Origin of the sequence: Bradyrhizobium sp. JYMT SZCCT0180 (assembly GCF_018130165.1) — a bacterium.
Lineage (GTDB): Bacteria > Pseudomonadota > Alphaproteobacteria > Rhizobiales > Xanthobacteraceae > Bradyrhizobium.
The window spans coordinates 45,096-58,696 of sequence record NZ_JAFCLZ010000011.1; the positions used below are offsets into that span (position 1 = coordinate 45,096).

Below are 13,601 nucleotides of genomic sequence, written 5' to 3' on the forward strand. Positions count from 1 at the left end.
AGGATGTCTCTTGGCCTCAACGATTGCAGCAACGAGGCGCCCTCGCCTTCGCGGCTGAATCTTGAATTGGCCGGCTTAAGGTATTGTTAAATATCCCCGTCAATTGGGCTTTTGCGACAGCATCTTGCCTTCAATTTTCGGCAATTCGGCCGTCGAGGCGGATTTGTCGGAGCCGGCGCGACGCGCCAGTTCCACGGTCAGCCGCTCGGCCGCCTCCGGCTGCATCAGGCCGAGAATGTCGGACATCTTGCGCGGCGCGATCTGGGAGGCGATCTCGTAGAGAACGGACATTTCGAGCCGGTCGAACACCTTGGCGGCGTCCTTTGGCTTCATGCCCTCATACATCGTGATGATGCCCTTGAAGCGCGCGGCATCGGTTTCGGCCTTTTGCCCCGTCGCGGTCGTGATCCGCGCCTCGGTGGCCTTCGCCTCCTCGACCCGCCCCTCGATGCGCTTCTCGGCCGATTTCAGCAGGCTCTCGCGGATCTCGATCTCGCGCGCGCGCTGCTCCAGTTCCTGCCGCCGCGCCTGCAGCCGCTCGAGAATGGCGCGTTCCGACGGCGATACCGACTGCTGGTTGGGTTCGGGAAAGATCACCGTGCCGCTTTGTTGCGGCGGTGGATCAGCGGCAGCGGGAGCTGCCGGCTTCGGCGCCTCCTCCTTGGGCTTGGGCACCGACCCCGTGATGTCGTCGGGTTCAGCCTTGGAGGCGATTTTGGAGGCGACCTTGGAGCCGCCGCCCGGAAAGTTGAACGTATCCTGCGCCCACGACTTTTTGGTCGGCTGCGGCTGATAGTCGAATACGTATCCCCCGTCGATGACGAGGCCGGCCACCTTCAGCACCGCAAGGCCGAAGACGGCGACCAGCACCACCGGAATGACACGTATGTCGCGAAACGATTTCATGCAGCGAGGCCACTAGCCCTTCGGCGTTCCGAGAATGCTTCCGCAGCGGCGGCGACGGCTCTCGCGGTCGAAACCTTGGGAGCGGCGGGGGCTTCGGGCTCCGACGTCAGCGGCCGTGCTGCAATGGCGATCTTGGAGAGGCGGCGGATGATGCCGTCGCCCTCGGCCAGCATGCCCTTCAGCTGCGTCGACATCTGGGAGGCCGCGTTCAGCTGGCTGCCGAGGTGCTCGTTGACGTCGCGAACGGTGTGCTTGAGGCCGCCGATCGCGCGCTCGGCGATTTCGGTGGCCGTGATCAGTTCGCCGATCGTGGCCTTGAGCGAATGCTCGTCCGCCTTCAGCCGCTTCAGGCGAGAGTTGAGCAGGACGCAGTAGCCGATCGTCACCAGCAGCAGCACCGCCACCAGACTCTCGATTACGATTCCGAGGGAATGACTCATTGTGCCTCCATCAACTTGGTTTGCTCGTCGGCCTTCTCGAACATCGCGAAGGTGGTATTGGGTTTGCGCAACTGCTTGGTGACGCGGATGGCGACGCGGTCGCCGACCCGGCCCATGCGGCCTTCGGTCAGCACGACGTTGCCGCAGCGGACCGACACCAGCGCGTCCTTTTTCATTTCCAGCGGCAGCGTGTCGCCGACCTTCAGCTTCATCAGCTGCTTGAGCGGCACGTTGGCTTCATACAGCACGGCGTCGACGGCGATCTCGGCTTGCGCCACTTCAGTCGCGAAGTGGCCTTCCCAGATCGGGTCGCGGCCGAACTTTTCGCCCATGAACATCTGCAACAGCACCGGCCGGATCGGCTCGATGGTCGCATAGGGCAGCAGCAGTTCGATATTGCCGCCGCGGTCTTCCATGTCGATGCGTAGCCGCACCAGGATCGCGGCGTTGGCAGGCCGCGAGATCGCGGCGAAGCGCGGATTGGTTTCCAGCCGGTCGATCGAGAAGGTCACCGGCGACAGCGGCCGGAACGCCTGCTCGGCGTCGGCCAGCACGACCTCGACCAGCCGCTTGACCAGATTGGTTTCGATCGTCGTGTAGGGGCGGCCTTCGATGCGCAATGAAGTCTGGCCGCGGCGGCCGCCGAGCAGCACGTCGATGATCGAATAGATCAGGCTTGAATCGACAGTCGCGAGGCCGAAGTTTTCCCACTCCTCGGCCTTGAACACGCTGAGCACGGCGGGCAGCGGAATCGAATTCATGTAGTCGCCGAACCGCACCGAGGTGATGCGGTCGAGCGAGACTTCGACGTTGTCGGAGGTGAAGTTGCGCAGGCTCGTGGTCATCAGCCGCACGAGGCGGTCGAACACGATTTCGAGCATCGGCAGACGCTCGTAGGACACCATCGCGGAATCGATGATGGCGCGGATGCCGGAATTGTCGTCGAGATTGACGTCGCCGACGGTGAAGCCGAGCAGATTGTCGATTTCTTCCTGCGACAGGACCCGCTCGCCGCCGGCCTTGTTGCCGAAATCGCGGCTGCCGTCCTCGACCATCGCGGCCCATTGCAGGGCCATACTCTCCGAGAGTTCATTGGCCGCAGCTTCTTCCGCCGCCGCCGCCGGATCCTCGGAATCGAGCGAGGCCTCCCATTGGGCGGCAATTGCGTCCTGGTCGAGGTCTTTACCGTTGGCCATGATTATGAGATCTGCTCTGTCACTGGACCAGGATTTCCTTGAACAGCACCGCGCTCACCTGCTGCGGCGCCAGCGCGATATTGACGCGCTTGGTCAGCTCCTCCTTGAGGCGAAACAATCCGGCCGAGCCGTTGATGTCGCTGGGGCGCAGTTCGCGCAGATAGGTCTGGAACAGATCGGTGACGCGCGGCAGCGTCGGCTTGATCGCCTCGAGCTGCTTCTCTTCCTTGACCTCGAGCACGACCTTGACCTTGAGATATTGCACGCGCTCGCCGGGGGCGCCGACCAGATTGACCATCATGTCCGGCACTTCGACAAAGGACGGCGGCTTCGGCGGCGGCGCCTCGGCGTGCTTCTCCTCGCCGTGGCCGCGCATCAGGAAGAACCAGCCCGCGCCGGCGCCAAGGATGGCGACGAACCCGACTGCTGCAATGATCAGCTTGAGCTTGCCCTTTTTTGCCGGGGCCGCTTCCGCGCCTTCGGCTGCGCCGCCCTCTGCCTCGTTGTCCGCCATTGCCCCGCCCGATCCAATTGGGAACGAACACGGTTGCCACCAGCCGGGCCGCAACGAGGCCCCAGACGCGATACAAAAGCCGCCAGCGCACACGCGCTCTCTTGAATGCAACGGTAGGGTAATAATGGTTAACGGAACCTTTCCACTGACCCTCAACTAGGAAAAAGTTGCCGGGCAAACATGGTCAACAAGACCTTTCTGCCGTCCGTAATCACCCCGGCAAAACGCCTAACCCCTTTAAAAACCGTCGTTTTCCAAACTGGCACGGCTTTCGCTGAGTAATCGGCGGACCACGGGCTTGGGAGAGCCTGGGCGGTTCGAGAGATCGGCGGGCAGCTTGGGAGAGCAGCACGCGGGTCGATGAAGGGGAGAACCACCGATGGAGAATACGCTTCTCGTCGGACTATCGCGGCAGATGGTGCTGGAACGGCAGATGGATGTCGTCGCCAACAACGTCGCCAACGTCAACACCAACGGCTTCAAGGCCGACCGGTCGTTGTTCGAGCAATTTCTGCGCTCGCCCGCGCATGAAGACAATTTCCAGCGCCCCGACCGCCAGGTCGCGTTCGTGCAGGACCGCGGCACCTTCAAGGATTTCGCGACCGGTGCCAGCGAAATGACCAAGAACCCGCTCGACGTCGCGATCGACGGCAAGGGTTTCCTGGTCGTGCAGACCCCTGCCGGCGAGCGCTACACCCGCGACGGCAATCTGCAGATCAACAATCAGGGCCAACTCGTCACCCAGAGCGGCTATCCCGTGATGGGAGGCTCCGGCCCGATCGTGTTCCAGCAGACCGACAAGCAGATCACCATCGCGCCCGACGGCAATGTTACCGTCCTTGAGGGCTCCAACCGCATCGATTCAGTACGCGGCAAGCTGCGCATCGTTTCCTTCGCGGACGCGCAGAAGCTCGTCAAGGATGGCGGCAATTTGTACTCCGCCGGCCAGGGCGTCGCTCCCCAGCCAGACACCACCTCGCGGGTCAACCAGGGTTACGTCGAGAAATCGAACGTCAATTCGGTGACCGAGATGAGCCGCATGATCGAGATCACGCGCGCCTACACACAGATTTCGGCCCTGCTGCAGCAGCAGAGCGATCTGCACAAATCCGCAATCGAGAAACTCGCCGAAGTTCCGGCATAACCTGAAAGTTTTGATCGATGCGCGCACTCTACACAGCCTCGACCGGCATGGCGGCACAGGAACTCAACGTTCAGGTGATCTCCAACAACATCGCGAACATGCGCACCACCGGCTACAAGAAGCAGCGCGCCGCGTTCCAGGACCTGATCTACGATCACGTGCGCCGGGTCGGCGCGCAGGCCTCCGATCAGGGCACCATCCTCCCCGTCGGCGTCGACATCGGCGGTGGCGTCAAGACCGTCGGCACGCCGCGCCTGATGAGCCAGGGCACGCTGCTGCCGACCGGCAACGAGCTCGACATCGCGGTCCGCGGCGAAGGCTTCTTCAAGATCCAGATGCCTGACGGCACCTACACCTATACCCGCGACGGCTCGTTCCAGATGGACGCGCAGGGCCGCGTCGTGACCTCGCAGGGCAATCCGGTGCAGCCGACCATCACGATTCCGCAGAGCGCGTCCGGCCTCACCATCAACGCGCAGGGCCAGGTGTCGGTATTGCTGCCGGGTTCGACCACGCCGTCGACCGTCGGCCAGATCGGCCTGACCCGCTTCATCAACAAGGCCGGCCTCAACCCGATCGGCGACAATCTGTTCACGGACACGCCGGCCTCAGGCCCGCCGCAGGACGGCATCGCCAACACCGACGGTTTCGGCGACATGCAGCAGTCCAACCTCGAACAGGCCAACGTCGAGGTCGTCACCGAAATCTCCGACCTGATCGCCGCCCAGCGCGCCTACGAGATGAACGCCAAGGTGATCAGCGCCGCCGACCAGATGCTGCAGTCCACCTCCAACATGTTCCGCTGAGGAATTGTCATGATCGCCCGCGCGCTCCTCCTTGCCACTGCGTTCATCGCCGCCTCCGCGGCGACGGCGGCCGCGCAGACCCGCGGCGACATCATCGCCGCACCCGCGCTGCGCGCCAGCGTGACGGTCACGGGCGACCTGGTGCGGATCGGCGACCTCATCGACAACGCCGGCAGCGCTGCGCAGATCGCGATCTACCGCGCGCCGGATTTGGGCACCACCGGTTCGCTTCCTGTCGCGCAAGTGCTCAATACGCTGCGGTCGCATCACGTGATCGGCGTCGACACCCGGGACCTGAAGGAAATTTCGGTGACGCGGCTGGCCCGCACGCTCGAGGGCAAGGACATCGAGCAGCAGATCGCGCGCGCGCTGGAGCGCAAGAACGGCCTCGGCGAGGCAGCCAATCTCTCTTTGACCTTCGACCGCGATCCCGGCGATGTCAGGCTGGATGCTTCCAACAGCGGCGGCCTGCAGGCCGCCATCGTGCGCTTCGACCCGCGCAACGGCCGCTTCGACGTCACCTTCGAAATATCCAACGACAGCGGCACGGCGCCGATCAAGCTGCGCTTCACCGGCACGGCGATCGAGACCGTCGAGGCCGCGGTGCTGGCGCGCGCAATCGAGCGCAACGAAGTTTTGAAAGCCTCCGACGTCGTGGTCGAGCGCCGCCCCAAGGCCGAAGTCGGCGCCGATGCCGCGACGCGCGACCGCGCGGTCGGAATGCAGGCGCGCCGCCAGCTGCGCGCCGGCCAGGCCGTCCGGGTTGCCGATCTCGCCAAGCCGGACCTCGTGCAGCGCGACCAGAACGTCACGCTGATCTACGATTCCCCCGGCCTTTACCTCACCGTGCGCGGCAAGGCGCTCGAGAACGGCACCGAAGGCGACGTCGTTAACGTCATGAACTTGCAATCCAAGCGCACGGTGTCCGGCACCGTGACCGGCCGCGGCCAGGTCTCGATCACGGTCGCCGCGTCCCGTCCCGCGCCTGCCGCCGCCGATACCACCTCTTCGCTCGGCAGCACCGGACAAGCCGCTCCCGTCGCCGTCGCCAAACTCAGTTCGTCAGTCGCTCCAAAAGCCGAGTAATGTAAATGTCAGTCACCCGTATCAACCGCTTCATTCTCACCGGCGCCCTACTGGCCGTGGCAGCGTTCGCAAGCGGTTGTTCCTCGATCGACCGTCTCTCCCAGATCGGTGAAAAGCCGAAGCTGACCGAGATCGAGAATCCGACGACGCAGCCCGGCTACAAGCCGGTGCAGATGCCGATGCCCAAGCCCGAGCAGGCCTCCTACAACGCCAACTCGCTGTGGCGGAACGGCTCCCGCGCCTTCTTCCGCGACCAGCGCGCCGCGCGCGTCGGCGACATCATGACGGTGACCGTCAACATCACCGACAAGGCCAACATCGCCAACCAGACCCAGCGCAGCCGCTCCAGCAAGGAAGACTCCGGCGTTACCGACTTCCTCGGATCGCAGACGATCACCCAAGCCAACAAGATCCTGCCGGGCAAGATCCTGACCGCGGACTCGACCGCCTCCACCGACGGCAGAGGTTCGGTCAACCGCCAGGAAGCGTTGCAGACCAACGTCGCCGCCGTGGTGACGCAGGTGCTGCCGAACGGCAACCTCGTGGTCGAGGGCAAGCAGGAGATCCGCGTCAACTTCGAAATCCGCGAGTTGATCGTCGCCGGCATCGTGCGGCCGGAAGACATCCAGAGCGACAACACCATCGATTCCTCGAAGATCGCGCAGGCCCGCATCGCCTATGGCGGCCGCGGCCAGATCACCGACGTGCAGCAACCCCGCTATGGCCAGCAGGTAATGGACGTGCTGCTGCCGTTCTAATTCGTAATCCCGAGCTCCCACACCTCGTTGCGAACCTAGGCGCGACGATGTGTTCTAACGCGGCCCTTGTCAGCTCCCCTGACGAGGGCCGCGGTCGTTTTGGCGACATGGCGGGCCGCATGGTTCGAGACGCGCGGCGTTGCCGCGCTCCTCACCATGAGGGTCTAAGACCTTGCTCTAAGGAAGACCTCATCCTGAGGAGCATCGCGCAGCGATGCGTCTCGAAGGATAGAGCCACCGAACTGGAAGCGTATCAGGCCGACTTGCGCACACGTCGCTTGCGGACCGGCTGCGGCGTCTCGCTCTCGCGCAGGTCCTGCGCGTCGGCGAATGCGGCCAGCACTCTATCGGCCGACACCACGCGGTTGCGGCCGGAATATTTTGCGGCGTAGAGCGCCTGGTCGGCCTGCCCCAGCAGCCAATCCGCCCGCGTATCCTCGCTCGGCACCAGCGTCGCGATGCCGATGCTCAGCGTCACGAACGGCGGCACGCCGGGCGCGCCGTGCGGCAGCCGGACCCGCGCCAGCGCGTCGCGCAGACGCTCGGCGAGTTTTCGCGCGCCGGCGGAATCGGTTTCGGGCATGATGATGGCGAACTCCTCTCCGCCATAGCGCGCCGAAAGATCGGCCGGACGAAACGCGTTCTTGCCGATCGCGTCCGCCACCGCGCGCAGACACTCGTCGCCTTTTTGATGGCCGTGCATATCATTGTAGAGCTTGAAATGGTCGACGTCGCAGAGCAGCAGCGACAGCGGCTTCTTGGTTCGTTGCGCGCGCGCCCATTCCATCGCCAGCGTCTGGTCGAACGAACGGCGGTTGGCAAGACCGGTCAGGCCGTCGCTCGCCGCCAGCGTCTGCAACGCCAGCTCCGCACGCTTCTGATCGGTCATGTCGCGCAGGGTCTCGACGACGGCGATCAACTTGCCGTCCTCGTCGTGGATCGGGCCGGCGTCGATGGCGAGATACAATTGATTGCCGAGCTTCGGCATCACGCACCAGTTTTCGGCGGAGAAGCCGACGCCGTCATCGGGGATCGTGTGTTCGGGATAGAGCTGGCTCAATTTGTCGGGCCGTCCGAGCGCGACCAGATCGGCCAGGCAATAACGCTGCTGCTGATAGAACGCGCGCCAATGGCCTGATGTGCCGATGACGTCGGCCGCGACGACGCCGGTCAAACGCTCACAGGCCCGGTTCCAGATCACGACGCGCCGTTTTGGATTGAGCACGAAGGTCGGGACCACCAAATGCTGCATCAGCCGCACGGCATAGCCCTGTGCGACGTCTGCACTTGCTTTGGCTCCGGTCTTCAAGTCCTCAACCCTCGGATCGACAACGCTGGAGGCTATGGGTATTAGGCCAGCGATGAATGGAAGCCCGGTTAGGAATCCCAGTTAGTGCCGGGTTAAAAGGGCCATGATTTCCCGGTGCAGTGCGGCAGATTGCCGTGTTTTTCCGGCAAAAAGTTCCATCGAAACGACAAAGAGTCCCACCAGAGTGCGATTCGAACTGATATTCCTTCTGTGCCTGACCGGGCCAACTTTCCTGAACCGGACATGACGATGCGCTTCTGCTGGCCGTTCCTTGTTGGCGTTCTCTGTGCGGCAACGCCGTCGCTCACCGCGGGCGCGGTGGAACGCGTGGAGCCCGACATCGACATGTACGCGCACATCTCGGGCAAGTGCACGAAGCTAAAAATCGCCGGCAGCGATTTCGGCTGCAAGGCCGTGGCCTATTTCCATGGCCAGCAAGGCCGCGCGCATTTCACGATCGTGCTCGACGATCCCCGCGACGACAGCCACATCGTTTCATTTTCAGGTGAAACCGGCCGCCGCGAGCAGGACAACGTCTATGAACTGCAGGTCGACCGGATGCTGCTGAATTCCAAGGACAGGCCGAAGGTCGACGGCCTGCCGGTGCCGCTGGTTGAATCATCGACCGGCACATGCCGTCAGGTGGGGATCATCGCGACGAGGCAGGTCTCCAGCATCTCCTGTGCGGCGACCGCCAGGGACGGCCGGAAGTACGAGCTGCAATTCGAGTCCGACGGCGAGCCGGTGACGCTGCGCCGGATCAGGCAATCCTCCCTCACCGAGGAGAAGGCGAACGCCAAGAAAGCCGAGCAACTGGAATGCCGGCGCAAGGCCCATCTCGCCAAGGTGCTGCCGCGCGACTGGACCGCTTTTGTCATCCGGTGCCTGGCCGATGACGACCAGAAGCCGGCAACGGCGGAGCAGCAGTAAGACTGGCGGTGGCGCTGATCCGGTGGATCGTTACTTCGCCGTTAACCCTTCGTTAACCAAGCCGTCTCATCCTCGAAAGTCCAGGAGAGGATCCAAGGGATTGACCAGGTCGGTCACCTGGCCGGCGCGCGCAGGCGCTCCCTCTCCTGCCCACTCGTATTGATCACGGCTGCAAACATGATCGCTGAAAGCAATAGCAACATCGCCTGGCACCGGGTTCAGCTCAAGAAGAACCGCGAGGCCGTCAAGGCACTGGAAATCGCTCGCTTCCGGGTTGGCGAAATGACCGGAGCGGCCGGCCATGCGCAACAAAAAGCCCTGGCCCAGCTCAAACGCAAGATCGCTGAATCCCAGCGATGCATCGCCGCGCACGAAAGACAAACCAAGCGGCCGCTGGCGACTGATCTGCGAAGCCTCGCGCAGGTGAGCTGGGGCAGCTGGGACGCCTACAGCGTATCGCGGCAGGCCTCGTCGCGCGCGTAGGCAGCGCGAGCTTACCAGTCCGCTGGACCTGTCACGCCGAAGCTCGAAGAGCGAAGGCGGAAGGCGGATTGCTTCGCTGCGCGCGCAATGACATAAACTTCGGCACGCTATTGTCTCCCCAAGGAGAGCCGCCATGTGCCGCATCTGCGATGCCAGCCACGCCGTTGAAGTTCGGGAAACCTCACGCCGCCGCTTCCTTCAAGTCACGGGCGGGATCGCCGCAAGTCTTGCGCTGGCACCGCATGCCTTTGCCAGGGATGCAAAAGCCAAGGATGCAAAACCGCCGCCGAAGCCGCAAAACCAGATGTCGCCGGCCGCGGCCCTCGATCGGTTGATGAAAGGCAATGCGCGTTATGTCGAAGGCGTCTCGCGCCGGCATGACTTCAAGAGCGAGCGGGAAGCCTTGGTCGGCGGCCAAAATCCGTTTGCCAGCATCCTGAGCTGCGCGGATTCCCGCATCGCGCCGGAATATGCCTTCGACAGCAGCCGGGGCGATCTGTTCGTCTGCCGCGTTGCCGGCAATTTTGCCAATGACGACACGGTCGCGAGCCTGGAATATGGCGTGGCCGTGCTCAACTCGCCGCTGATCCTGGTGCTCGGCCACGACAGCTGCGGCGCCGTCGATGCCACGATCAAGTCGCTCAAGGACAACACCACCCTGCCCGGCCACTTGCCGTCGCTGGTCAACGCGCTTGCGCCTGCCGTCAAGGCCAGCGCGGACAAGCCCGGCGACAAGCTCGCGAACGCCATCCGCCAGAATGTCATCGACGTTGTCGCCCGGCTCAAATCGGCGACGCCAATCCTCAGCGCTGCCGCAGCCGAGGGCAAGATCAGGGTTGTCGGTGGTATTTATCGGCTGGACAGCGGCAAGGTCGAATTGGTCGGCTGAACGTCAGGGCCGACAGATGATGCAGCCTCACAGGGTGGGTTAGCGGCCTGTCCGCCGTAGCTCAACGAGCGAAAGGCGGAAGCGACCCACCATCTTCGTCTTCAAGCCTGCCGCACCACAACGTCGTAGTCCAATCGATCCAGGCTCTACTCTTAATCGTCTAATCGTCCCACGTGCGCTCTCCGCACGGGCACTCGAACATGTGGACGATGCAGCCGGTGTGCGGGCTCACCATGGTTCGAACCAGCTTCAACCTGTCACCACAAGACGGGCAGTTTTTGTCCGTCTCACTCTCCAAAACGGCCACCATCTCAGCCCGAAATAATTCCATGGCCCGCTCCGTTACGACAAGGTTCCCGAAATACACGTTTGGTCCGGGAAATACTAAGGAGATTTTGACGGCCCGATGACATTCCGCCGGGGCGTTGCCCTTCTGCATCGCCTACGTGGCGTTTCAGCCGAGCGGCAAATTGCAGCGAGTTGACCGCCGGTTGCCGAAAGCTGTGTCGTCGTATGGCTGGCTTTACTTGGCTTCCCGCGCCTGGCCGCGTGCTCGTGAGTAACGATCAATGTTGCGCTGCGATACCCAGCTTACTTGCGTTTGCGGAGTCGGTATTGTTCCGGAGATTGTTTACAGGATTGATCCGATCTAGTGGGATCCCTGCGATTTGACGCTTCGCTTTATTCGAGCCGATTTTTTTCGACTTATCGAATAGCCATAACGATCGAGCAGAAAACCGGGCAGAATTTTTGTCGGCACCGGTTTCAGGATGAGTAAACCTGGAGTCGCTCGGTGCCCGGAGCTGGCTGACCGGGCACTGGCAGAGCCTGCTGTTCGATGGCGCCCAACGACCAACTTGCCTGCACAGGGACGTTGTATCTCCCGTCTTCGGTTGAAGCCCGCAAGAAATCAACTTCCGAGTGCGCACTGCGACCGCTTCGCAGTGCCTTTCAGCCTACGGATGCGCCCGCCTTTGCCCGGCTGATTCCGAGGGCCAGAATGCGATTCAGCAGGTCGGGGTAGTCAAGCCCGTCATGCCGGGCAGCTGTAGCGAACTCCTGGCTCTTCGCTATTTCGGGATTGGGATTCGCTTCGATGAAATACGGAGTGCCGTCGGCAGCGAGCCGAAAGTCGATGCGCGCGTATCCGTCGAGCTTCAGTGTACGGTAGATGCGTTTCGCAGTTCGCTGGATGCGGGCGGATACTTCCGGTGCAAGGTCCTTGGCCGGCCCGTCTACAATTCCGACGCGTTCCTGGTAACTGGGATCGTGTTTGACCTTTTCGGTGGCAATCTGCCGTGCCCCCTGGCCACCCATGCTGCCGAACTTCAATTCCCAGACCGGCAGAACTCGCAGCCGGTTGTTGCCGAGCACGGCGACATAGAGCTCACGTCCCTCGATGTACTGCTCGGCGATGGCGGCAGTTCCGAGCCGCTCGTGGACGAAAGCGACTCTCTCTGCGAGCTTCTCGTCCGTATCGACGATGGATGCCTGCGAAATGCCGAACGAACCATCCTCGTTCAGGCTCTTGACGATCAGCGGCAGCGCAAGACGCGTTGGCCGTTTGACTTTGCGGCGCATCGGAAACACGGCGAAGGCCGGCACCGCGATCCGGCGATGGTGCACCAGTGTCTTGGACAGGTCCTTGCCGCGCGCCAGGATCAGGCCGCGCGGGTTGCAGCCGGTATACGGCACTTTCATCAGTTCGAGAAAGCTCGCGATGTGCTGGTCATACCCTGACGTATAGTGGAACTCCTCCAGCAATGTGTACACCACATGCGGCTTGAAGCTTTCGATCGCGTCCCGGACCGGCTTGATTTCCTCCTGCACGCCGAGCGGGCGCACATCGTGGCCTGCCGCACGCAAGGTGCTCACGACGTCGAATTCGGTTTTCCATCGGTTGATTTCCTGCGCGGTGTATCCATCAGTCGAGTCCGGCGGCAAGAAGTCCGGATGCATCAGGACCAGGACGCGCAGGCGCCTCATAGCGCAATCCATTTGCGGCGTGACGGGCCGAACAGCGCGTGCATGGTCTTGGCGGTCAACAGAATGGTGAAGTTGATCACAAGCTTCCGCTCCGAGCCCGGCGCCCGGAGATCGAGTTCGCGGCAGCGGGAGATCATGTCGTCGAGAACGGCATCGAGCGTAAGCTGGTTCTCGCCCGTCCATCGCGCGACCAGCTGCCTGACTTGCGCGCGGTGCCGCCTGATGAAGGACGCTGCCGGCTGCGCCCGTCGATGTCGTTGATCGGTGGAGAACAGACGGGACAGGTCGCGATCATACGTCTTCGGCGGCTCGAAAGCGTAGAACGCCTGCTTCTTCTGGTAATGCTCGCCAAGCGTTTGGCTGAGCCCGGACAGCGGATCGATACGCTCCCGTGATGCAATCGGCGGCCGCTCGCCTGCAATCTCGCCCATCAGCTCGTCGACATATTCGAGCTTCTTCAGCGCCGGCCAACCGGCATAGCGCGCCCGCCATTTCGACCGCGGTCGCAGCCACACCGCAAAGGTTTCGGCGAAATCCTCGTCCGGATGGCTCTGCGCGTACCAGCGCCGAAGATGCTGGACGTAACGCCGGCTGGCGGGATTGGGCCGGTAGTAGAGCGGATAGTGTTTCGAGGACGGGCCGAACAACTGTTGCCAGCGTCGGCGGCGTTGCAACTGGTAAGCGTGCTGCATGGCATGGCCTGCCTCGTGACGGAGGATGGCCATGCACTCCGACCAGGTACTTCCCTCGACCTCGAGCATCATTTTTTTCTCGAGTTTCATCAGCCGGGGATGGGCAAGATAGAACGGGATGGCAATGCCGGGCACATCTGCCGGACTGAACCATTCGCTCGATATCCATGTGTGCGGCCGCAGCCGGATGCCCCGCGCCTGCAGTTCTTCGTTCAGAGCGCCGACACAATCCTCGAGCCAGGTGCCCTTGACCTTGACCCTCAGGCTGCTGAGACGCTGCTTGAGCAACTGCTCATCCGGCAGATTCTCCCAAGTATACTTCCGAGGCGGCATAGGCATCCAGAAATCATGAAAACCCGGTATCTGGATGGTGTCATAGGATGCTGTTGGCAACAACCGCCCAGTCCTCGCGGCGTGCCGTTCGCGGACGAGCCGCGCGGCAACGCGGTCTCCCCGACCACT

The 13,601-nt window shown here is 62.8% G+C and carries 14 protein-coding genes; 7 read left to right on the forward strand and 7 right to left on the reverse strand.

Annotation, left to right across the window (positions count from 1 at the left end; genetic code table 11):
- Positions 1 to 99 precede the first annotated feature (99 nt).
- Genes JQ641_RS17375 through fliL form a run of 4 tightly spaced genes read right to left on the reverse strand, consistent with a single transcriptional unit; the run spans position 100 to position 3,056 of the window.
- Positions 100 to 906, reverse strand: coding sequence for a MotE family protein (locus JQ641_RS17375; protein ID WP_211997214.1), 807 nt, complete (start codon positions 904 to 906; stop codon positions 100 to 102).
- Entirely contained in the window at positions 903 to 1,346 is a 444-nt protein-coding gene (locus JQ641_RS17380; protein ID WP_211997215.1) for a DUF6468 domain-containing protein, read from the reverse strand. The genes JQ641_RS17375 and JQ641_RS17380 overlap by 4 nt, the downstream gene beginning before the upstream one ends.
- Entirely contained in the window at positions 1,343 to 2,542 is a 1,200-nt protein-coding gene (gene fliM / locus JQ641_RS17385) for a flagellar motor switch protein FliM (RefSeq protein WP_192740251.1), read from the reverse strand. Before fliM ends, JQ641_RS17380 begins: the two co-directional genes overlap by 4 nt.
- 19 nt (positions 2,543 to 2,561) lie before the next feature.
- On the reverse strand, positions 2,562 to 3,056 hold the full coding sequence (gene fliL / locus JQ641_RS17390) for a flagellar basal body-associated protein FliL (RefSeq protein WP_211997216.1): 495 nt from the start codon (positions 3,054 to 3,056) through the stop codon (positions 2,562 to 2,564).
- 379 nt (positions 3,057 to 3,435) lie between these two features.
- On the opposite strand from fliL, the gene flgF reads away from it, so the two are divergent.
- The 4 genes from flgF to flgH are packed head-to-tail and all read left to right on the forward strand — an operon-like array spanning position 3,436 to position 6,850.
- The gene (flgF, locus tag JQ641_RS17395; RefSeq protein WP_211997217.1) at positions 3,436 to 4,200 is read left to right on the forward strand and encodes a flagellar basal-body rod protein FlgF; all 765 of its coding nucleotides are present in this window, start codon (positions 3,436 to 3,438) and stop codon (positions 4,198 to 4,200) included.
- Positions 4,201 to 4,217: 17 nt separating this feature from the next.
- Positions 4,218 to 5,006, forward strand: coding sequence for a flagellar basal-body rod protein FlgG (gene flgG, locus JQ641_RS17400; RefSeq protein ID WP_192740248.1), 789 nt, complete (start codon positions 4,218 to 4,220; stop codon positions 5,004 to 5,006).
- Positions 5,007 to 5,015: 9 nt separating this feature from the next.
- A complete protein-coding gene (flgA, locus tag JQ641_RS17405) occupies positions 5,016 to 6,092 on the forward strand; it encodes a flagellar basal body P-ring formation chaperone FlgA (protein WP_211997218.1) in 1,077 nt (358 codons plus the stop codon).
- Between the two features lie 5 nt (positions 6,093 to 6,097).
- Positions 6,098 to 6,850 carry a flagellar basal body L-ring protein FlgH gene (gene flgH / locus JQ641_RS17410; protein WP_211997219.1) on the forward strand — a complete coding sequence of 251 codons (753 nt, stop codon included), beginning with the start codon at positions 6,098 to 6,100 and terminating at the stop codon, positions 6,848 to 6,850.
- 253 nt (positions 6,851 to 7,103) lie between these two features.
- On the opposite strand, the gene JQ641_RS17415 is transcribed toward flgH, so the two are convergent.
- Positions 7,104 to 8,159 carry a sensor domain-containing diguanylate cyclase gene (locus tag JQ641_RS17415; protein WP_249150518.1) on the reverse strand — a complete coding sequence of 352 codons (1,056 nt, stop codon included), beginning with the start codon at positions 8,157 to 8,159 and terminating at the stop codon, positions 7,104 to 7,106.
- A 114-nt stretch (positions 8,160 to 8,273) separates the two neighbouring features.
- Here JQ641_RS17415 and JQ641_RS38715 point away from each other — a divergent pair, with 114 nt between their 5' ends.
- The 3 genes from JQ641_RS38715 (at position 8,274) to JQ641_RS17430 (ending at position 10,461) form a co-directional block, all read left to right on the forward strand.
- Positions 8,274 to 9,089 (forward strand): hypothetical protein, encoded by an 816-nt coding sequence (locus tag JQ641_RS38715; protein ID WP_349628581.1) that lies wholly within the window; start codon positions 8,274 to 8,276, stop codon positions 9,087 to 9,089.
- Between the two features lie 177 nt (positions 9,090 to 9,266).
- Positions 9,267 to 9,572 carry a hypothetical protein gene (locus tag JQ641_RS17425; RefSeq protein WP_192740243.1) on the forward strand — a complete coding sequence of 102 codons (306 nt, stop codon included), beginning with the start codon at positions 9,267 to 9,269 and terminating at the stop codon, positions 9,570 to 9,572.
- Positions 9,573 to 9,705: 133 nt separating this feature from the next.
- Positions 9,706 to 10,461, forward strand: coding sequence for a carbonic anhydrase (locus JQ641_RS17430; protein WP_211997220.1), 756 nt, complete (start codon positions 9,706 to 9,708; stop codon positions 10,459 to 10,461).
- A 951-nt stretch (positions 10,462 to 11,412) separates the two neighbouring features.
- Here the strand turns inward: JQ641_RS17430 and JQ641_RS17435 are convergent.
- Both JQ641_RS17435 and JQ641_RS17440 read right to left on the reverse strand, forming a co-directional pair.
- Positions 11,413 to 12,447 (reverse strand): D-alanine--D-alanine ligase family protein, encoded by a 1,035-nt coding sequence (locus JQ641_RS17435; RefSeq protein ID WP_192740241.1) that lies wholly within the window; start codon positions 12,445 to 12,447, stop codon positions 11,413 to 11,415.
- Positions 12,444 to 13,478, reverse strand: coding sequence for a putative zinc-binding metallopeptidase (locus JQ641_RS17440; protein WP_249150519.1), 1,035 nt, complete (start codon positions 13,476 to 13,478; stop codon positions 12,444 to 12,446). Before JQ641_RS17440 ends, JQ641_RS17435 begins: the two co-directional genes overlap by 4 nt.
- Positions 13,479 to 13,601 lie beyond the last annotated feature (123 nt).

Coding starts and splice junctions, on each gene's coding strand:
- fliL (WP_211997216.1), bottom strand. CDS start 3,056: ATGGCGGACAACGAGGCAGAGGGCGGCGCAGCCGAAGGCGCGGAAGCG.
- JQ641_RS17380 (WP_211997215.1), bottom strand. CDS start 1,346: ATGAGTCATTCCCTCGGAATCGTAATCGAGAGTCTGGTGGCGGTGCTG.
- fliM (WP_192740251.1), bottom strand. CDS start 2,542: ATGGCCAACGGTAAAGACCTCGACCAGGACGCAATTGCCGCCCAATGG.
- JQ641_RS17425 (WP_192740243.1), top strand. CDS start 9,267: ATGATCGCTGAAAGCAATAGCAACATCGCCTGGCACCGGGTTCAGCTC.
- JQ641_RS17435 (WP_192740241.1), bottom strand. CDS start 12,447: ATGAGGCGCCTGCGCGTCCTGGTCCTGATGCATCCGGACTTCTTGCCG.
- JQ641_RS17375 (WP_211997214.1), bottom strand. CDS start 906: ATGAAATCGTTTCGCGACATACGTGTCATTCCGGTGGTGCTGGTCGCC.
- JQ641_RS17440 (WP_249150519.1), bottom strand. CDS start 13,478: ATGCCTATGCCGCCTCGGAAGTATACTTGGGAGAATCTGCCGGATGAG.
- JQ641_RS17430 (WP_211997220.1), top strand. CDS start 9,706: ATGTGCCGCATCTGCGATGCCAGCCACGCCGTTGAAGTTCGGGAAACC.
- flgG (WP_192740248.1), top strand. CDS start 4,218: ATGCGCGCACTCTACACAGCCTCGACCGGCATGGCGGCACAGGAACTC.
- flgA (WP_211997218.1), top strand. CDS start 5,016: ATGATCGCCCGCGCGCTCCTCCTTGCCACTGCGTTCATCGCCGCCTCC.
- flgH (WP_211997219.1), top strand. CDS start 6,098: ATGTCAGTCACCCGTATCAACCGCTTCATTCTCACCGGCGCCCTACTG.
- flgF (WP_211997217.1), top strand. CDS start 3,436: ATGGAGAATACGCTTCTCGTCGGACTATCGCGGCAGATGGTGCTGGAA.